Origin of the sequence: Butyrivibrio sp. (genome assembly GCF_015056685.1) — a bacterium.
GTDB lineage: Bacteria > Bacillota > Clostridia > Lachnospirales > Lachnospiraceae > Butyrivibrio.
On record NZ_SVFW01000008.1, the window covers coordinates 70880 to 90767 of the forward strand.

Here is a 19888-nt window from a genome sequence, read left to right on the forward strand (position 1 = left end):
CATGAAAGTATTGATGGTAAATAAATTTCTCTATCCCAATGGTGGATCAGAGACTTACATATTTAAATTGGGAGAAGCGTTGATAAAGCTTGGGCATGATGTTCAGTATTTTGGCATGGAGCATGAAGGTAGATGTGTTGGCAATGCTGCTAATGCCTATACTTCAGATATGGACTTTCATGGAGGTAATCCATTAAGCAAATTTACATATCCATTAAAAACTATTTATAGCTCAGAATCCAGAAGGAAAATAAGGCTTGTTCTTGAAGATTTTAAGCCAGATGTGGTTCATTTAAACAATTTTAACTATCAGCTCACTCCATCGATAATACTCGAGATAGTAAAATGGAGAAAACAATCAGGCAAAAAATGTAAGATAGTATTTACAGCTCATGATTATCAATTATTGTGTCCTAATCATATGTTTAATAATCCTGCTACACACGAGAACTGTGAGAAGTGTATAGGGGGCAATTTTAGTAATTGTATAAAAGGAAAATGTATCCATGGATCAACTGCAAAGTCCATAGTTGGGGCTACGGAAGCATACTTTTGGAATTGGAATGGTGTATATAAATATATTGATACTATTATCTGTTGTTCTGAGTTTATGAAAAAGAAAATGGATACAAATCCATTATTTGCTAGTAAGACTGTCACGATGCATAATTTTGTAGAACATTTTAATAATTCTGCTGTAAAAGAAGCTGTTGACAATATAGAACTTCCATATAAAAAGTATGTTTTATATTTTGGGCGTTTTTCAGTGGAAAAAGGAGTAAGGACGTTAATTGAGGCAGCAAGACAGCTTCAAGAAGTTAAATTTGTTTTTGCTGGAAATGGTGGGTATGTTGAAGAAATAGAGAAACTATCAAATGCTACTAATGTTGGCTTTAAATCTGGTGTTGAACTGGATGCATTGATTTGCAATGCATTATTTACTGTATATCCGTCAGAGTGGTATGAAAATTGTCCGTTCTCAGTAATGGAGAGCCAGGAAAGACTTGTGCCTGTGCTGGGTGCAAGAATTGGTGGTATTCCTGAATTGGTTGATGATGGTAAAACGGGATGGCTGTTTAAGAGCGGGGATGTTGACGATTTAAAGAATAAGATACTAATTGCATGGAATGAAAAAGATGCAATGAAAAAAATAAATGTAATCAGAAACAATTTAGAAGCTATAGATTACATGGATGTAAATGAATATACTAAGTGGATACTGGATGTATATGAAAATAGATAAATGAAATCGCTTATTTTTTTGTTTATTATGTGCTTCTATCAGTTTGTTTACTAGAATGTGGAGTTGAAATTAATGCTAATTCTTTTTCTTCCGAATTGGAAAGTTGAATATTGCGATGTTGAGCCATTAGAAAAACAGCCACCGGATTATTGTGTAGATGGTCAGGATTATTGGTTTTTTAGATATTTTAACGATAAGCCTGATGTTGACATTATTGATATAAGGTCAATTGGTGTATTAGAAAACATAGAAAAAAACAAATTACGTTTTTATATTATTCAAGCTATAAAAGCAATTCCTCAGCTTAATAAATATGATTTAATAGTGTCTCATGGAATGCAAAGTGGAATAGTAATCGCCTTATGGCGGCGGTTGTTTAGAACAAGATCAAAACACATCGTCTTTGATATTGGTGCATTTAACAGTGCAGCTGAAAGTGGTTTTGCACTAAAGTTGATGCAATTTGCCAGCAAGTCTATTGATGGTATAATCTATCATACTTCAAGTCAAAGAGACTATTATAAAAAATACTTTCCCTGGGTTATAGATAAGTCTGAATTTATAAAGTTTGGAACGGATTTCGATTTTTTTAATGGAATACTTGAAAATCATAGTTCAGACAATTGCGACGAAAGTGGAAAAGACTATTGTATCTGCGTAGGATATGCAAAGCGAGATTGGGATACACTGGTTAAGGCATTTCAGCTTGCTGATACAGAAAATCTTGTTCTTAAACTTGTAGGGAACGTAAATGAAAAGTATTATGGGTTGACTAATATCGAGCAGATAGGTTTTGTGCCTATTAAAGACCTTATGGCTTTGATTAGAGATGCAAAGTTTTCTATACTTCCTTTAAAATCATTTAATTATTCATATGGGCAGATGACATTAATGCAGCAGATGGCAATGGGGAAGTGTGTAATTACATCAAGGGTGCCTAGTTTAATGGATTATATTGAAGATGGAAAGACTGCTTTGCTATACGAACCAGAGAATTTTGAACAGTTAGCAGAATTAATTGAAACTGTTAACGTTGATGAAAAACTGAGGTATAGCATTGCGAAAAATGCTCAAAAATACATAAGTGATACTAATAATGAAAAGGTAATGGCAAAAGAAATTGAGTGCTTTTTAAGGAAATATAAGTGAGCAACGTGTTTTTAATAAATAGTTAGAAATGATACATATGTATATCTGCGATAGAAAAACTCTTCGGATTATATAGTGTACTTACTGAATGAATTAAGGAAAAGTATATGAAAATATTGATATTAACGCATTCATTTTTTCCTGAAAAAAATGGGATATCATTAGTTAATGATTATATGGCTAAGGGATTATCACGAGATAATGAGGTTATTGTCATAACTGAAAAAAAAGATAGTTTGACTGCTGAGTATAATAATAAATATGATTATGATGGAATCTGTGTGTACAGAATTGGCATTCAGCAAAAAGGATTCAAGTTTTACGGAGAAAAAGCAAGACTTCGTAAATATATAGAAGAATTTGCACCAGATGTTTTAATATGTGTATGCGTTCAAACATGGACGTTTGATTTTCTATCTCCTATTTTAGATGAAATTGATTGTAAGAAAATACTATATAATCATGGTTCTTCTGCATATTTTGAAAGATACCCGTTGATTGATAATTTATTACATTTTAGATTGAATGCATTTAAATATAACTATTATTGGTATAGATACTATAAGCAAGCTTATAAATACATAAAAAAATTTGATAAAGTAATATACTTATCAGAGAACAATAGTGCATTTGAATATGCTCAAAAATATGGACTTTCAAATGGCGTTATTATAGAAAATGCAGTTGAGGATGATTTCTTTAATTATATTAGAAATAATAACATTTGTGACAAAGATAGCCTGAATTTTATTTATGTGTCAAACTATGATGATAATAAGAATCAAAAAGCAGTACTGAATGCTTTTTATCATGCATTGGAGATGTTTTCAGGGCGAAATAAGAATATTACGCTTAGAATGATCGGGGGGCAGGATGAGAAGTATTATAATGAATTGTGTGAGATTAATGAGTATAAAAAAAATGAGTTGAAAAAAAATAAAGGGCATGCTTTTGTAGATAAAATTAATATAGAGTTATTCTATGGACTTGATAGATTGGATATGAAGCATTATATGAAGGAAGCAGATATTTTTTTGATGGGAAGTAGAAAAGAGCAATATCCTATTGTACTGTGTGAAGCAGCAGCATCGGGGCTCATGATTATATCTACAAATGTTGGACATGCGGAAAAAATCCCAGGATGCACTGTTGTTAATAATTATAATGAAATGGCTGAAAGAATAAACGAGGTACTAAATGATTCTTCATTTGTATATGAAAAAGGACAAGAGTCGAGAGCATATGCAATGAAGCATTACCGTATAGAAGAAAAAGTGAAGGAATTGATTAGCGTAGTAAAGGAATAGAAAATAATGATTATCGTGAAAATAATGGGGGGCTTAGGAAACCAACTGTTTCAATATGCACTTTGCTATGCGTTGGAAAAAAAAGGCGCGGATGTTAAAGTAGATACATCTTTTTATGATAGCTTTAATGAAGAAAATACCGAAAGAGAAAGTATAAGGGAATTGCTTGGTATTGAATTTGAAGAAGCGTCAAGGGATAGCGTGGATATTTATAAAAAGAAGAATGAGGAAGTGATTTGGAAATATATCTTATCAAGGATTCCTTTGCTTAGGCAATATATTCCATATTATGTTGAAGAGTCAGAGGAATACAAGCGTTGCATACTTACTAGAAAAAACGGCTATTTATTTGGGTACTGGCAAACTGCTAAATATTTTAATGATATACGCCCTGTTATATTAGATAAATTTATTAAAATAGAAAAACCTAAATCTGTTGAGTATACAGAACTAGAAAGAACTATTACTGAAAGTAATCATGCGGTTTCTATTCACATAAGAGGAGGGGACTATTATAACAAGTATAACATTGAAAAGATGGGAGGCATTTGCAATTTACAATACTATAGCAAGGCAATAGAAATAATCAAAAGTACTTGGAATGATGCTACTTTTTTTGTGTTTACTGATGATGACAAGTTGGCGAAAAATGTACTACCATCTGATGAAAAATATTATTTTGTAAGATCGACGTTATGGAATGACTATTATGATCTTTTGCTTATGAGTGAATGTGATGGAAACATTATTGCTAACAGCTCGTTCAGCTGGTGGGCAGCTTGGTTGAATAAAAATAATTCAAAGGTTGTAGTTTCACCAAGGCAATGGAATAAGACAAAAAGAGTTAGAGACATATATTGTAAGGATTGGATACTTATATAATGACGGATTGTAAAATGATGAAAAGAATTGCTATTGTCCCTTGGGATGATTCAATAAAAAAAGATAGCGTATATATTCCTAGAGAAGATGGGTATAAAGGAACGCATGTATTATTTGCAGAAGCATTTAGAAGTAGGGGGATTGAGTTTCATACTATAGATTGCTATGAAAAACTAGAGGATATAGATTGTTTTCTGTTTTTTAGTGTTAATTACAAATGGTATAAGGAAATAATGCAACGTAATTTGCTTGATAGAGCTTTTTACTGTTCTGCTGAACCTCCAGTTGTAGTACCAAAGAATACTAAAGAAGGTTATGCTAAACTGCTTAAGTGGTTTGGGGGAATACTGACATGGAACTATGATCTGGTTGACAACAGGCGTATCTTTAAAAGAAATATTCCATTCGATTTTGTGAAAAGGTATGGAGACGTTGATTATAAAGATAGAAAATTAATAACTTCGATTTCTGGAAATAAGACGTCAGATAATGAAAATGAATTATATAGCGAAAGAGAAAAAGTAATAATATGGCTTGAGAATAATCATAAAGAGGATTTTGATTTCTATGGAACAGGATGGGATAGTTTATTACATCCATGCTACAAAGGAACTGTCTATGACAAATGTATTACATATCATGGCTATAGATTTGCTATTTGTTTCGAAAATTCTAAAAATATAAGAGGATATGTTACAGAAAAAATATGTGATTGCTTATGTAGTGGAATAGTACCAATATACTTGGGAGCAGATGATGTTTCGTTATATATTCCCAAGGAAGCATTCATTGATTATAGTGAGTATTCCTCTTTAGAAGATTTATATGCATATTTAAAAAATATGTCTGAGAAAGAATATATGGGATATATTGACGCAGCCAAAAAGTATGTGGATAACCCTAATGAGGAAATGTTCAGTGCAGATGTTCTGTGTAGAGAAGTAATATATGCATATGAAAATTGCCAAGCAGACGTGGCCCCGGGATTTAGTGAAAGAGTGTATGTGTATAAAAAATACATTCTGCAAGCCACTGATAAGATGCTGCTTAATTTGCGTATAAAGGCGTCGAAAGTAAAAAGAAAGCTTAGGATAGAATAAAATGAAAAAGAACATTGAAAAATTAAGGTATATTTTTACAAGAAGTCAGAAGGCTAATTTGTTTTTTTTGGTTCTTCTAATGATTGTTGGAAGTTTTGTGGAGTTAATTGGTGTAGCGTGTATTATGCCGTTAATTTCGTTAATAATGGACACTAGAGGTGCGTTGAATGACTATTCTTATATATTGAGCTTATATAGATTTTTCGGGGAACCAGATGATAAAGATTTTATAGTAATAATTGCGCTTGGAATATGTGCTATATATTTAGCTAAAAATATATATTTATGCTTCTTACAAGAACGTATTCTCTCTTTTTCATATCGGACTAGAAAGTATATTTCAATCAAATTGCTGTCTACTTATATGCATGAGCCTTATACATTTCATTTGAATAGAAATATATCGGTATTACAAAGAAGTTTACAGACAGACACAAACCAATTCATGCTATTAGTCAATAATGCTTTGCATTTGTTGTCAGAAGTAGTGGTATTGTCTGCATTAGGCGTTTTTCTTTTTCATACAAGTCATTCAATAACACTAGTTGTAATGGGAATGCTACTTTTTTGCATAGCGATTTTTGCATTTGTTTCAAAAAATGTCTCTGGCAAAATTGGGAAAAGAAATGAATTATATAATGCTAAATTATTGCAATGGATAAATCAGGCGCTTAGCGGAATCAAAGAAGTAAAAGTATTACATAGAGAAAAATACTTCATAGATGAATATAGTAAGTATTATGAGAAGACAATTAGAGGCGCAAAAACGAACGAATTATTAACTGCCGTTCCTAAATATATAATAGAAACAGTAAGCATTGTTGGAATGCTAATTGCGATAATTATAAAGCTCTCTTTTGGTAAAGATGTAGAGATACAGAGTTTTGTGCCACAATTATCTGCTTTTGCGGTTGCTGCGTTTAGAATATTACCTTCTGTAGGCAAAATTAATGCTTATATAAATAACATAAATTATTGCATGCCATCACTGGAATTTATATATGATGATTTGAGGAGTATTGAAGACACACCGGAAGAATTAGCAAATGAAACAGATGTTTATGAAGGTGCAAAATTTGAGAATAAACTAAGTGTAGATCATGTATTTTACAAATATCCAGATGGAAACGAGTTCGTAATTAAAGATATTTCTTTAACTATAAAGAAAGGCCAATCAGTAGCTTTTATTGGAAGCTCTGGAGCCGGAAAAACAACTTTGGCTGATATTATTTTGGGGATTCTTCAGCCTAATGAGGGAAAAATATCCGTTGATGATTGGAATATTAAAGATAATCCCAATGCATGGCATCAGCTTTTGGGATATATTCCACAAAATATTTATATCATAGACGATACTATTCGGAACAATATTGCATTTGGTATTAAGGAAGAGGATATAGACGATGACGCTGTGAATCGTGCTATTGATATGGCACATCTTAGAGAATTTGTTGATAGTTTGCCTCAAGGAATCAATAGTTTTGTTGGAGATAGGGGGGCTCGAATCTCAGGGGGCCAAAGACAGAGAATTGGAATTGCAAGAGCGCTATATCACAATCCTGAAATTATGGTTTTAGATGAAGCAACATCAGCTTTAGATAATGAAACGGAAAATGCAGTCATGGAGTCAATTAATTATTTACAGGGTGAAAAAACTCTTATTATCATAGCACACAGATTAACCACAATAAGAAATGTTGATGTTATTTATGAGGTTAATAATGGCAGGCTTATTGAACGGACAAAGAAAGAGGTTGGACTTGAATAATAGTTGCAAGTTATCAATTTGTATTCCGGCATTTGAAAATGTAACTGGACTTGAAAGAGCAATAAATTCAATTCTGATCCAGACGTTTGATGATTATGAAATAGTAATAAGTGATGATTCTAGGACTAAGGATATATATAGTTATACAGAACAATTAGGGTGTTCCAAAATTAGATATTATAGAAGTAATAACAAAGGACCTATTTCTAACTGGAATAATGCTTTTGCAAAAGCTAGAGGTGAATATGTTACCTTGTTACATCATGATGATTGGTACTCTGATGAGAAAAGTGTAGATACGATAATAAGAAAGATGGACCAAGGTGGAGCAAATTTTGCGTTTTGTGAATCTCAGCAAGTTCAACTTGCTGAGAATGGCGAAAAAGTATTTGAAAAACGTAGATATATAAGAAATGATGATATTAAACAGCTAAAAATTGATTGGAGATACTTGTATTTAGCCAATATAGTAGGAGCACCAAGTGGTGTTTTTTTAAGAAGGCAATTTGTAGAAGACAATAAAGTTAAATGGGATGAAAACTTGACATGGACTGTTGATTTTGACTATTATATGCAAGTCTTTTTGCATGATAATGATTTTATCTGCATAAACGAACCTTTAGTGTGTATTGGAGAAAGTTCAAAGCAACTAACAAGAAACTGTGAGTATAATTGGGATCTACAATTCAAGGAATACTTCTATTTGTATAAGAAATATAGACTTAGAAATAGAGAAATGAAGTATACTAGAAAATTACTTGATATATCAAATGCTAATGGAAACACAGCCGGAGAACTTTTTAGTTATTTTGGTGACTTGCCTTTTAAGTTTTATTTATTGTATATATGCGATAGGTTAAGAAGATAGTAAGGGGATAAGAATGCCTTTTTTAAGCATTATAATACCAATTTTCAATGCTGAAGAGTATTTGGAAACATGTATTAAGAGTATATTGGAGCAGAAATATAGAGATTATGAAATAGTTTTAGTTGACGATGGCTCTGAAGATAATTCGGGTAATCTTTGTGATAAATATTGTGAGATGGACCCGAGGGTTAAGGTTATACATCAATCTAATAAAGGGTTGGTAAATGCTAGGAGGCAAGGTTTGCTGTTTGCTAGCGGCAAGTATGTTACTTTTATAGATGCGGATGATTATTTAGTAGATGATATATTAGGTAAAATATATGATATTTATCTTGAGTATAATCCTGAAATAGTAGTTTTTGATTACTTTACATTAGAAGAGCAAAAATTAAAAAAACACGTTCAAAAATTGGATGGGGGATACTTTTATGGTGAGTCATTGAACGAATTTTTGAGTAAAGTGTTGTATTGTGGAGAGTATTTTCACTTCGGGTTAAATCCAATAATGTGGAATAAATGGGTAAAAAAAGACTTGTTCTTGAAAAGTATGGAAGTGCCGGATGAAATACGCATAGGTGAAGATGCGGCATATATGTATCCTATGATTTTTTCATCAAATAGCATTTATTATGCAAAAAATGTGTATGGATATGTGTATAGAATACAACACAATTCAATGACTCGAGTGGATAAGCACAGAAGAGCAGATGAGTATGCGATTCTTCTTGATTATTTGTATCATAAATTAAGCGGTAGGAATGCTAGAGGACAATTGGTATATTATGGTGCATGGATGCTCTCTTCATATATTGGGAGAGAGAGGCGCTTGCTGTTAGGTGGCAAATTGAGTCTTTCTTTATTTGTGCATAGTCTTTTTATTCTTCGAAGATGCAGTTTTTCACACTACTTTAAGAAAATGTATAAGGCATTGGATTTAGCTGGATCTATTGATAGAGTACTACTTGATTATATTTATAAAAACGTCGTAATTGCAGAAATTGAATTATTGATGTTTAAGATATATAAAAAATGGAGATAGTAAATGGAAACATTATTTATAGTTATGCCAGCCTATAATGAAGAGGCTAACATAGAGAATGTAATTAAACAATGGTATCCTAAATTGGCATGTAAATCGGATGATTCAAGAATGGTGATTGCAGATAAGGGGAGTACTGATAGAACACATGAGATTCTTTTGAAAATGATCAACAATGGGTATGATAAGCTAGAAGTGATAGATAGTGTAGAAAAGTATCATGGTCCTAAGGTGATAGCACTCTATAAATATGCAATTGCTAAGAATGCTGATTATGTTTTTCAAACTGATTCAGATGGACAAACTAATCCAGACGAGTTTGATGTATTCTGGGAGGATAGAAAGAATTATTCTGCTATATTTGGTACGAGACCATCTAGGGAAGATGGATTAATGAGAAAATTTGTTGAAAGAGTGGTCTGTGTTATTTTAAAGGTTATATTTGGGGTCAGTGTGTCTGATGCTAATGCTCCATTCAGATTGTTTGAAGTAAAACAATTAAGCAATTATATAAAAAGGATTCCTGATGATTTTAATTTACCTAATATTATTCTTACTATGTTTTATGTGTATTATTCTGAAAAGTGCTCTTTTATACCAATTAGTTTTAGACCAAGGCAAGGGGGGAAGAATAGTATGAATATTGCCAAAATAGTTAAAATTGGTTCTAAAGCTGTAAGGGACTTTAATGAAATTAAAAGGGAAATGTTATGAGCGAAAAAGGGGATAAGTCTTATTTTATATTTGCAATAGCAATATCATTGGGAGTCATTGCACGTTTTGTTGCTATGACATTAGGCCATAATTATGATTTTGAATCATATTGTATAGTTGGAGAAATAGTTGGAAATAGTAGAAATGTATATGCAGAAACTAGTAGATACAATTATGCTCCGCTGTTCTCAATAGTTCAGGGGGGATTTTATAGATTTGCACAGTTTAAAGCAGAGGAATGGAAACTGGTATTTAGGGTACTAATTGTAGGAATGTTAACATTGTCAGATGTGGGCATTGCTTGTTGTTTGGCAAAATTGCATTCAATTGGAGCAGCAATCTTTTTTTTTCTGAATCCTGTTTCTATCATAATTTCAGGGTATCATAATCAGTTTGACAATATGGCTATACTATTTGGCGTGTTGGCAGTGTTTTTTTATAACGATTCTACAAAGATAAAATGGAAAGATTTTATCTTTGTAATGATGATTGCGTTGTCATTAATTATGAAACACATTTTTTTTATGTTGCCGATATTTTTATTAGCGAAGAAAGAGCTTTCTTTCAAGAAAAAGGTATTTTATGCAATAACGCCGCCAACAATTTTTTTGATGAGTTTTATTCCCTATGTAGTGCAAAGTAAGGAAGCATTTCTGGGAGTGCTGAATAATGTTTTTCTCTATAGATCTTATAACAATGCACCTTTATTGTTAGGACTTTATAAATTAATCAATTTTCCATTAAGTAAAAGCTTTGTCGTTTATTTGATGCTAATGCTTATCATGGCTTATCTTACAAGAAAGATGAATATTGAAGAAACCATACTGATTTATATGATATCTATGGTGGCGTTTTCTTCTGCTGTTGCTAATCAATATTTAGTTATTCCGATGGCAGCCTTGTGTGCACTGAATTTCAGATATGTTGATAAGATATATATGGTAACAGTTACGCTTTTTTTGATTCTTAGTTCCGATGGAATAAATTTAATAAATTATGGTGGATTAAGAAAATTGCCTGGTTTAATCATAAATATTTTTGATTTTTACGTTCAATTTGGATATACCATTGCAGTAATAGTTTTGTGTTTTGCTTTGATTTCTTATTATACTAGAAAAAACAATATAAAACTGTAGGAAGAGGCTAAGATGATGAAGCTAATCCTGATGACATATTAAATGCAAAGGAAGGGGTGAGGACAAAGCTAAAGTGTTTCTTGAATATATAGCTTCTATTTAATGGCTAAATATGCTGTCAGTATGTCTAATTTTAGAGCTCTCATATACCAAGTACTTTTGACTGTAGGAAATGAAATAACATCTTGAATATGGCTAGATGATAAAATGAGCTTGTAGTTGTAAGGGGAGATATAAAAAAGAAATGATTAAGATAATAATCAATAAGTGTAAACTGCTACAACCATATATGCTTTTAACAGTTCTTGTTTCTACAATTTATCTGATGGTTTGTGCAAGACACCATATATATCCATTTGGAAACAGTACTGTTGCACGGGAAGATTTTGCTGGCATGATAGTTCCAAGTTATACATTCATTTGGGATGTTATGCATGGTAAAGCCTCTCTTTTTTGGGATTGGTATACGGGGCTCGGACAGAATATGATGGGTGTGGTTGTGCATTTTGATTTATTGAGCCCATTTAATCTTCTTTTCTTTTTGTGGGATAGATCAGAACTGAAATATATGATGACGTATTTCATAATGATAAAAATTATTTTTATTTCTTGGTCAATGTTCTATTTCTTAAATAAAGTTCATTATGAATGCAAATTGGGGATTATGTATTCTTTATTATATGCATTCAGTGGTTTCGTACTACAAAACATGGAAACTCCCAGTTGGCTTGAAGCAGTAATGCTATATCCTATGCTATTATTAGGAATCAATGATATTATTCAGAGAAAAAAGTGGATTAAATACTCAATAGTTCTTACAATGATTTTTATTCTTAGTATTGAACAGAGTTATATGTTTGTATTAAGCATTATTCTGTTGATTTTTGCGTATTTAATTTTTGTCAGCAGGAAAGAGCAGGGGGCTATAATTATTTGTTTAGCAATTGGTACGATGATAAGTTTCATGATAGCTGCACCGATTTTTATACCAGGCGCTTATCAAGTTGTTAATTCATATAGACTTGCTTCTAGAAATTCTTTTTGGGATATAATGAACACGGTTGATTATTCAAATAGATTTAAGTGGCTAATGCTTGTGAATATGTCGATACCTGCGTCTGTTATTTTGATGTATTTAATAGAAAATAGAAAAATAATAAAAGAAATGCTAAAAAATAAAAGGGTTCAATTCTATATTTTTATTGCATTTGTTTTTGCTATGCCAATACTTGTTGAAGCATCTAATATTATGTGGTCGGCAGGATCATATGTCAATTTCCCAATGAGATATGCATATATGCTTGAAACATGGATCTTATTCATATCATTTTTGTGTTATAAAAGACTAAAGTTAGTTTTTTGTGATAATAAATTGCTTTTATTATGTGCTGTTGCCGTTCAGCCATTTTTTTTATGTATGGAACATTGGATACTGACTAATAATAAAGGGATGGCTTGGATTGCTATCCTGTTAGCGGGGCATGCGATTAGTGTTATTCCGTTAATGAGCAAACATTCAAATTGGAAATGCATATTTTTAGGAACGCTGATTTTAGCCCAATGTTTAATTCTTTTAAATGTGTATTTATTACCTTTCAAACATGAGGATACACCAAGCCTATTATCTTTCGAAGAGTATGAGGAATTATCTGGTAGTATAAGAAAACCAGTGGAAAGGGTAAAATGCTATGATGGAAATCAAGATAGTAATTATCCTGTTCTAATTCGGAGGGCTGCTCAGTCAAGTTATATGCATTTAGTTTCAAAAGAACAAATAAGAGAAAACAAAATGCTTGGCTATGCCAACATATATACAAGGTTAAGTGATGTTGGCGGTACAGTTTTTTCAGATATGGTCATTGGAGTAAAGGATGTTTTTTCTAAAAAAGAAAATATTCTGCCATCGAAATTATATAGAAAGATTGGCGAAAATGAGCATTTTAATATATATCAGACAAAATATCAATATGATGAAGGTATTCTTATAGATGAAAATACAGTTAGAGATATAAATGAAGGAAGCATTATCTATAACCAAAATTGTTTGGCACATATGATTTTGGGCGTAGATTTATTTACAAGTGCAGAAAGCATGATAAAAGGAAATGAGATTGATATTAGAATAAATGGTGAAAAGTGCTTGTATTATTACAATGAAAACGAAGGGAATGTTAGTTTTGAAGTTAATGGGCAGCAAATAGAAGTATATGATAGAAATGGTAAAAATACGTTTTATCCATCATCGTGGAACAATGGATGTGTACTATTGGGAGTATTTAAAGATGAAGTTGTAAAAATTATAGTTAATGGAGAGCAGGCGTATGATGCAGACAATTTTTTCACTTTAGATATGGATTTATTGGCTGAAAACGAGCCATACTATGCTGAATCATATAAAGCTAAGTATAGTAATAATAGTATAAGCATATATTTAGAAAATAAAAAAGATGGTAAGGAGTTGTTTTTACCTATAAGTGCTGATAAAGGATGGACATGCATAGTCAATGGAAATCTATCTGATGTAGAAAAGGTTTACAATGGTGCTTTCATTGGCATACCATTGAAATACGGGAAAAATGAGATAAAACTATATTTCATACCGGTAGGTTTTAAGGTAGGGGTGGCATTGCTATTGCTTACAATTATGATTATTACACTAGCAATAATAAACAGGTTTGATTATAGAGTAATTGTTAGAAACCAAATATTGCAAAGAATAGCTATACATTTATTTTATATTATAAGCATGATATTACTATTTGTAATATACATATGTCCAGCTTTGGGTTTTGTATATTCAATAGTAGGTGCATTGTTTTGAAATGATGATATAGTGTACTAGTGTTAGCAACGAGAAGTTATCGCATGACTGACTATTTTTAATTAACACATTATTCTTAAAATGTGCTTAATGATAAACAACAATTCGGCGTAAATGGTATTGTACTGAATTGTTCTTCTTTTTATCAACGGTTTGATGCGCATAATGTTATGAGACTAAGATATGAGGTATAGGTGGGAATATGATTTATAGTAGTGAAAGAATACTGAGTTTAACTAAAAAAATAATAATATTACTTACAATATTCATGATTTGTAGTATGGCTATAACAATGATACATGCAAGCTCATTTGGTGTATTGGAGGGGGATGACTACTCACATGGAGTAAGTATTGGAGCATATAATGAACCATTTCTAGAGTATTGTTTTTCTTCATTAAAATACGCTTTTAAAGAATACATGGAACATCAAGGAACTTATTTTTCGATGTTCTTACAAGCTTTATTGAGTCCAATAAATAATTATGGATTTAGGCAATTACGTTGTGTATTAGCATTTAATACAATACTATTTTTGGGGGCATTATCTTATTTTGTTTATAGTCTTTTTGGGGAGAAACATAAAGATTTATGGAGCTACATGTGTGTTCTTATGGCGGTTTTTTCATGTCTTGGATATACTTTATACATTGAAGCTTTTTTTTGGTATTCTGGTGCTATATCCCATAGTTTTCCTCTTTCATTTATGCTTATTGCGGTTACATGTTATATGAGAGCACATTTGTCAGATAGATATGTTGTATTTGCCTTTGTTTTTGGTATATTTGCTGCGGGGGGGCATTAAATGTTGTTGGAATCCTATGCTATGCAGGAGCATTAATCTTGTTGAACAAGTTTATTACTAAAACGATTAGAAAAATGGATGTATATATTTTTATTACCTGGATTTTAGGGGCAATGGTAAATGTTCTATGTCCAGGTAATTACGTAAGGCATGGTGAAATTGAAGACACGGAATATCATTTTGTTTTGGCAATAAAATGGGCGTTTGAAATGGCCTTTAGTAGATGGCATTTTTTGTTCTTTAAGACAACGTTAGTACTTGTTTTGCTGGCTGTAATTATGTGTGGTATTTATCATAAAAAACAGATAGATGATAGTACTTTTTTTATAGGTGCTTTGGGAGTATTAACCCCGGTTGTAGCGAGTTATCCAGTTGCGTTGGGGTATTCGTGGAATAGAGCATCTAATAGAGTTGCTTTTACTTTAGATGTTTCAATTGTTCTGTCTACTTTTATAGTATGTTTTTTTATAGGAAATAGACTTAGGCTCTTTTTGGAAAAAAACTGTGAAGTACTATTTTCAAATAAAATAAAAACTATTATGCCTCTGCTTTGTTGGATGTATCTTGTTTGCGTGGTATGCGTGACTCCAAATAATACTTTTGTGACAACTCATAAAATGCTTACTAGTGGGACATATGAAGATCATTACTATGATACTAAAAGATTTATGTCGAGCTTTGAAGATTATAAAAATGGGTCTGATATAATTATTAATAGAAGCGAGTTACCATTTCCAATAGATAATTGCAATAACTTTTGGCTTTCAAATGACCCCAAACACTATATTAACATGGCTGTGGCTGAATACTATTCTTTAAAATCGATTACTATAATTGAAGACTAATGGGATAAAAAATAGAATAATGATTATTATGGTGTAAGCTGTGTGCTAGGAATAATGAGAAATATAATATATGAAAATATTGATATTGACATATTTATTATTTCTGAAAGAATGGGGTGCAATGGTCAATGTGCTCCAGTCTCAAAAGAGGCTGGGGTATATTTATGCGCAAAAGCCCAAGCACCAAATAACATAAATGTAGTGGTAGCGCTATCAACTTAATAATTTAGCGTTTACTGACGAAATAAAAGGCAAAATGAGAGGAGTCCTATGTCTTCTAAGGTTAGCGTAGTGATGTCTACTTATAATGACAGTAAATATATAAGAGAAGCTGTTGAGAGCATTTTGAATCAGTCATTTTTAGATTTTGAATTTATAATTATAGACGACGCATCCACAGATGGTACGCCCGAAATAATAAAGAACTATAATGATAGTAGAATTAAACTATTTGTTAATGAAAGTAATTTGGGATTAACAAAGAATTTGAATAAGGCGTTAAAAATGGCATCAGGATGTTATATTGCAAGAATGGATGGGGACGATATATCTTATCCACAGAGGCTACAAGAGCAAGTTGAGTATTTAGATAAGCATAAGGATGTTTATCTTTTGGGAACTGCGGTCCAAAATATAGGGGCTTCGGATCTTCGCTGGAAATTACCTGATGATAGTGAGGATTTGAAAGTAAGAATGCTATTACATCCTGTATTTGCCCATCCATCACTTATGTTTAGAAAGGAACTTGTGGAAGAAGGTATAATTTATGACGAGTCGTTTAGGACAGCACAGGATTATGACTTTGTAGTAAGAGTTTCGAAAAATCATAAGATTGGTCGTTTACAACATGTATTGCTTAATTATAGAGTTCATGATAGGCAGATTTCAATTACATCAACAAATGAACAAATGGATAATGCTAGTAGAATTAGAAATAGATTGCTGAATGATCTTGATATTAAACTATCAGACAGTCAGCAGATAATATATAATAATTGGGTATCAGAAAAGAAGTTAGATAATGCAAAAGGTTATAAAAGAGTATATGAATTGATCGAGTTAATAAGTCGAGGCAATGATATAAAAAAAATTTATGATGACAAGAAACTTAGCATTGTTTTACGTAAGCTATTATATACATGGATAATTAGAAGTAAAAGTGTAAAGCTTTTACTAAGGTTTCCGTATTTATGCAATTATAACGGCGAAAATATGCAGATTTTTTGTGGAGAAATAGTAAGGACAATGAGAGAAAAACTCGAGAAATTTGTTTCGGAGTAAAGAATTATGTGTAAAGATACATATGATCTTACGGTAGTAGTTCCTATATATAATACCGAGAAATACTTAAAAAGGTGTATTGATTCGCTTGTTAATCAAACAGAAAAGAATATTGAAATTATATTGGTTGATGATGGATCAAGAGATCAAAGTGGTAGTATATGTGATGATTATAGTGATAGATATCAAAATATTACTGTTATTCACAAAAAGAATGAAGGTCAAGGACTGGCAAGAAATGATGGGTTACGGGTTGCAAAAGGTAGATTTATAAGCTTTTTGGATTCGGATGATTATTACGAAGAAGGTGCTTGTAAAAAACTCATTAATGTAATGGATAAATCTGGCGCGGATATATGTAGTTACGGATACCAAATTGATGATAAAAATGGAAGATTGCTTGTAAGACCGTCAGTTAATAATAGGGTATATAAAAAAGAAGATTTTGTCCTTCATTATTTTGGAGATTCATATGATGATGAAGAGCTTAGAGGAGTATCATCGTGCATGTCTGTTTTTCGTTCGGATATTATCAAAGACAATCATATTGAATTTCTATCTGAAAGAGTTGTTGCTAGTGAGGATACAGCATTTTGTTTAGAGTATTGTAAATATATTAATAAAGCAATTACTATAAGTGATCCATTGTATCATTATTGCCAAAACGAAAACTCTTTTTCGCAGGGATTTCGATCTGATAGATTAAATCTTATGAAAGCACATATAATGATGCTTGAGAGGTATGCTGTAGAATATGGAAACTATCAACAAGTAAAAAGAAGAATAGCAATGACTACATGGATTAATTTAATTGCATATTGTAAGCAACAATATAGACATTTAAAATTTAAAGATGCTATACAAAGCATACGAAATGCAGTTGAAGATGAATCAATTAAGAGCAAGTTGGAAATACTCACATACAAGCAGCTTCCATTTCAGCAGAGATTCTACTACAAGTTGGTAATGGCTAGACAATACATAATTATATATGTATTAGTTGCTTTTAGATCATCAATAAAACTTTAGGAAAATGGGGAGATGGCTTGAGAAACAAAAATACATACATTATTGAAATGACTGGCGGCTTAGGAAATCAAATGTTTCAGTACGCCTTTGGAAAAGCTTTAGAGTGTAAATATTCAAATGATACAATAAAGTATGATTGCTCATATTACAGCGTTAGCAATGCAATCAGGTCATATTCTTTATATGATGCATTTGGAGTTGATATAAAAATAGCTAATAAAACACAAGTTTCATTATTACGAAATAATAATCCTTATGATTCCGAGCTAAATAGAATTGCTAATAGTTTTATTAGAAAAGCTTTATTTAGAAAGCCTAATGAAATTATTGAAGATTTAGATGCAATTTGTTTTGGGAAAATACCAGATTTAGATCGTGATACGTATTTTAGTGGATATTGGCAATGCGAGAAGTATTTTAAGAACCTTAGGAGCAAGATAATAAGAGATTTTTCCTTTAAACTTGATGGGACTTCAAAGGACTTTTTAGAATTAATGGACAGAGTAAAACATGGGAATTCAGTAGCAATACATGTCCGTTTAGAAGATTATCTTAATGAGGAAAATCGGAAGGTTTATGGAAATATATGTGATTCACATTATTACGATAGTGCGGTCTCATATATAGCTGCCAATGCTGGAAAATGTAACTATTATGTTTTTAGTACCGACATTGATTCAGCAATGAAACTTTTGCCGAAAGGAAATGAGTATATACCTATAGAATACGACTGTCAAAAAGACTATCTTGATATGTATCTTATGACAATTTGTAAGCATAATATCATTGCTAACAGTACATTTAGCTGGTGGGGGGCGTGGCTAAATAATAACCCTAATAGAATTGTGGTTTGCCCTAAAAAATGGTTTAACAATCATGAAGTTTATAATCAGTATTGCGAAAGCTGGATAAAAGTATAGTATGGATAGAAATGAATTAACTGTTAGACAACGAATTTATAGAAAAATATGTACAAAATATATGAAGATACTTCCGGATAGATTATACATAGAGATGCTATATCGTGTCAGAACTGGAAAAAAAATCAATTTAAAAGAACCAAGGACTTATAATGAAAAGTTAAATTGGTTGAAATTAAATGATAGAAATCAATTGTATACCAAGCTGGCAGATAAATGGATGGTAAAGCAGATTGTTGCAGATATAATCGGTAAAGAATATGTTATACCGTTGATTGGAGTTTGGAATAGAGCTGATGAAATTGATTTTTCGAATTTACCAGATAGTTTTGTACTGAAGTGTAACCATGATAGTGGAAGTGTGGTTATATGCAAGGACAAGAGTATGTTCGATATTGAATCAGCAAAAAACAAATTAAATAGTTGCTTAAATAGAAACTATTATTATTTTAGTAGAGAATGGGTATATAAGGATATAAGCCCAAAGATTATATGTGAGCCCTATGTGGAAGATATTGAAGACGAAGAACTTCGTGATTATAAGTTCTTTTGTTTTGATGGCAAGGTTAGATTTTTATATGTTGCGACTGATAGATTTAAAAGTAATTCAGAAGTGAAGTTTACTTTTTTTGATCGCGATTATCATTTTCTTCCGATTATCCATGCACATAATTATGCAGATCCATTGCCTGAGAAACCGGATAAGTACGAGGAAATGATAGAAATTGCAGAGAAATTATCGAGTGGACTTAAGCATGTTCGCGTCGATCTGTATGAAGCAAATGGTAAAATATACTTTAGTGAGTTTACTTTTTATAATAATAGTGGCTTTACACCGTTTGAACCAGAAGAATGGGATGAGCAGTTTGGGAACTACATAAATTTGAAGTGATTAAACGATGTAATGCTTAAATGGAGAAGATTTTTTTTGATTATAAATAGCTTTTTAAATATTTCTAATAATCAGCGATTGAAGCATTT

General features: G+C 31.6%; 17 protein-coding genes. All 17 read left to right on the plus strand.

Annotated elements, in window-relative coordinates; all coding sequences use genetic code 11:
• The first annotated feature begins 1 nt into the window (after window position 1).
• The 17 genes from E7303_RS04490 to E7303_RS04570 all read left to right on the plus strand — a co-directional run bounded on the left by E7303_RS04490 (window position 2) and on the right by E7303_RS04570 (window position 19799).
• Complete coding sequence (locus E7303_RS04490) at window positions 2-1243, plus strand: glycosyltransferase (protein WP_292144035.1); 1242 nt, start codon at window positions 2-4, stop codon at window positions 1241-1243.
• A gap of 72 nt (window positions 1244-1315) precedes the next feature.
• Entirely contained in the window at window positions 1316-2392 is a 1077-nt protein-coding gene (locus tag E7303_RS04495) for a glycosyltransferase family 4 protein (protein WP_292144036.1), read from the plus strand.
• Window positions 2393-2499: 107 nt separating this feature from the next.
• Window positions 2500-3699 (plus strand): glycosyltransferase family 4 protein, encoded by a 1200-nt coding sequence (locus tag E7303_RS04500; protein WP_292144037.1) that lies wholly within the window; start codon window positions 2500-2502, stop codon window positions 3697-3699.
• Between the two features lie 6 nt (window positions 3700-3705).
• A complete protein-coding gene (locus E7303_RS04505; RefSeq protein ID WP_292144038.1) occupies window positions 3706-4581 on the plus strand; it encodes an alpha-1,2-fucosyltransferase in 876 nt (291 codons plus the stop codon).
• Window positions 4582-4595: 14 nt separating this feature from the next.
• Window positions 4596-5681 (plus strand): glycosyltransferase family 10 domain-containing protein, encoded by a 1086-nt coding sequence (locus E7303_RS04510; protein ID WP_292144039.1) that lies wholly within the window; start codon window positions 4596-4598, stop codon window positions 5679-5681.
• 1 nt (window position 5682) lies between these two features.
• A complete protein-coding gene (locus tag E7303_RS04515; RefSeq protein ID WP_292144040.1) occupies window positions 5683-7449 on the plus strand; it encodes an ABC transporter ATP-binding protein in 1767 nt (588 codons plus the stop codon).
• Window positions 7403-8317, plus strand: coding sequence for a glycosyltransferase family 2 protein (locus E7303_RS04520; RefSeq protein WP_292144041.1), 915 nt, complete (start codon window positions 7403-7405; stop codon window positions 8315-8317). Before E7303_RS04515 ends, E7303_RS04520 begins: the two co-directional genes overlap by 47 nt.
• Before the next feature lie 13 nt (window positions 8318-8330).
• Window positions 8331-9356, plus strand: coding sequence for a glycosyltransferase family 2 protein (locus tag E7303_RS04525; RefSeq protein ID WP_292144042.1), 1026 nt, complete (start codon window positions 8331-8333; stop codon window positions 9354-9356).
• A 3-nt stretch (window positions 9357-9359) separates the two neighbouring features.
• The gene (locus E7303_RS04530; protein ID WP_292144043.1) at window positions 9360-10070 is read left to right on the plus strand and encodes a glycosyltransferase family 2 protein; all 711 of its coding nucleotides are present in this window, start codon (window positions 9360-9362) and stop codon (window positions 10068-10070) included.
• Window positions 10067-11206 (plus strand): hypothetical protein, encoded by a 1140-nt coding sequence (locus E7303_RS04535; protein WP_292144044.1) that lies wholly within the window; start codon window positions 10067-10069, stop codon window positions 11204-11206. Before E7303_RS04530 ends, E7303_RS04535 begins: the two co-directional genes overlap by 4 nt.
• A gap of 244 nt (window positions 11207-11450) precedes the next feature.
• The gene (locus E7303_RS04540) at window positions 11451-14027 is read left to right on the plus strand and encodes a YfhO family protein (protein WP_292144045.1); all 2577 of its coding nucleotides are present in this window, start codon (window positions 11451-11453) and stop codon (window positions 14025-14027) included.
• 202 nt (window positions 14028-14229) lie between these two features.
• Window positions 14230-14832, plus strand: a complete 603-nt coding sequence (locus E7303_RS04545) for a hypothetical protein (protein WP_292144046.1) — start codon at window positions 14230-14232, stop codon at window positions 14830-14832.
• Window positions 14833-14843: 11 nt separating this feature from the next.
• Window positions 14844-15677 carry a DUF6056 family protein gene (locus E7303_RS04550; RefSeq protein ID WP_292144057.1) on the plus strand — a complete coding sequence of 278 codons (834 nt, stop codon included), beginning with the start codon at window positions 14844-14846 and terminating at the stop codon, window positions 15675-15677.
• Between the two features lie 270 nt (window positions 15678-15947).
• Entirely contained in the window at window positions 15948-16958 is a 1011-nt protein-coding gene (locus E7303_RS04555) for a glycosyltransferase family 2 protein (RefSeq protein WP_292144047.1), read from the plus strand.
• Between the two features lie 6 nt (window positions 16959-16964).
• On the plus strand, window positions 16965-17987 hold the full coding sequence (locus tag E7303_RS04560; RefSeq protein ID WP_292144048.1) for a glycosyltransferase family 2 protein: 1023 nt from the start codon (window positions 16965-16967) through the stop codon (window positions 17985-17987).
• Between the two features lie 17 nt (window positions 17988-18004).
• Entirely contained in the window at window positions 18005-18907 is a 903-nt protein-coding gene (locus E7303_RS04565; RefSeq protein WP_292144049.1) for an alpha-1,2-fucosyltransferase, read from the plus strand.
• Between the two features lies 1 nt (window position 18908).
• A complete protein-coding gene (locus E7303_RS04570; RefSeq protein WP_292144050.1) occupies window positions 18909-19799 on the plus strand; it encodes an ATP-grasp fold amidoligase family protein in 891 nt (296 codons plus the stop codon).
• Window positions 19800-19888: the final 89 nt, after the last annotated feature.

What these genes read in the sequence shown, in the direction of transcription:
- E7303_RS04490 (WP_292144035.1), top strand. Translation starts at nt 2, where the DNA reads ATGAAAGTATTGATGGTAAATAAATTTCTCTATCCCAATGGTGGATCA.
- E7303_RS04495 (WP_292144036.1), top strand. Translation starts at nt 1,316, where the DNA reads ATGCTAATTCTTTTTCTTCCGAATTGGAAAGTTGAATATTGCGATGTT.
- E7303_RS04500 (WP_292144037.1), top strand. Translation starts at nt 2,500, where the DNA reads ATGAAAATATTGATATTAACGCATTCATTTTTTCCTGAAAAAAATGGG.
- E7303_RS04505 (WP_292144038.1), top strand. Translation starts at nt 3,706, where the DNA reads ATGATTATCGTGAAAATAATGGGGGGCTTAGGAAACCAACTGTTTCAA.
- E7303_RS04510 (WP_292144039.1), top strand. Translation starts at nt 4,596, where the DNA reads ATGATGAAAAGAATTGCTATTGTCCCTTGGGATGATTCAATAAAAAAA.
- E7303_RS04515 (WP_292144040.1), top strand. Translation starts at nt 5,683, where the DNA reads ATGAAAAAGAACATTGAAAAATTAAGGTATATTTTTACAAGAAGTCAG.
- E7303_RS04520 (WP_292144041.1), top strand. Translation starts at nt 7,403, where the DNA reads ATGGCAGGCTTATTGAACGGACAAAGAAAGAGGTTGGACTTGAATAAT.
- E7303_RS04525 (WP_292144042.1), top strand. Translation starts at nt 8,331, where the DNA reads ATGCCTTTTTTAAGCATTATAATACCAATTTTCAATGCTGAAGAGTAT.
- E7303_RS04530 (WP_292144043.1), top strand. Translation starts at nt 9,360, where the DNA reads ATGGAAACATTATTTATAGTTATGCCAGCCTATAATGAAGAGGCTAAC.
- E7303_RS04535 (WP_292144044.1), top strand. Translation starts at nt 10,067, where the DNA reads ATGAGCGAAAAAGGGGATAAGTCTTATTTTATATTTGCAATAGCAATA.
- E7303_RS04540 (WP_292144045.1), top strand. Translation starts at nt 11,451, where the DNA reads ATGATTAAGATAATAATCAATAAGTGTAAACTGCTACAACCATATATG.
- E7303_RS04545 (WP_292144046.1), top strand. Translation starts at nt 14,230, where the DNA reads ATGATTTATAGTAGTGAAAGAATACTGAGTTTAACTAAAAAAATAATA.
- E7303_RS04555 (WP_292144047.1), top strand. Translation starts at nt 15,948, where the DNA reads ATGTCTTCTAAGGTTAGCGTAGTGATGTCTACTTATAATGACAGTAAA.
- E7303_RS04560 (WP_292144048.1), top strand. Translation starts at nt 16,965, where the DNA reads ATGTGTAAAGATACATATGATCTTACGGTAGTAGTTCCTATATATAAT.
- E7303_RS04570 (WP_292144050.1), top strand. Translation starts at nt 18,909, where the DNA reads ATGGATAGAAATGAATTAACTGTTAGACAACGAATTTATAGAAAAATA.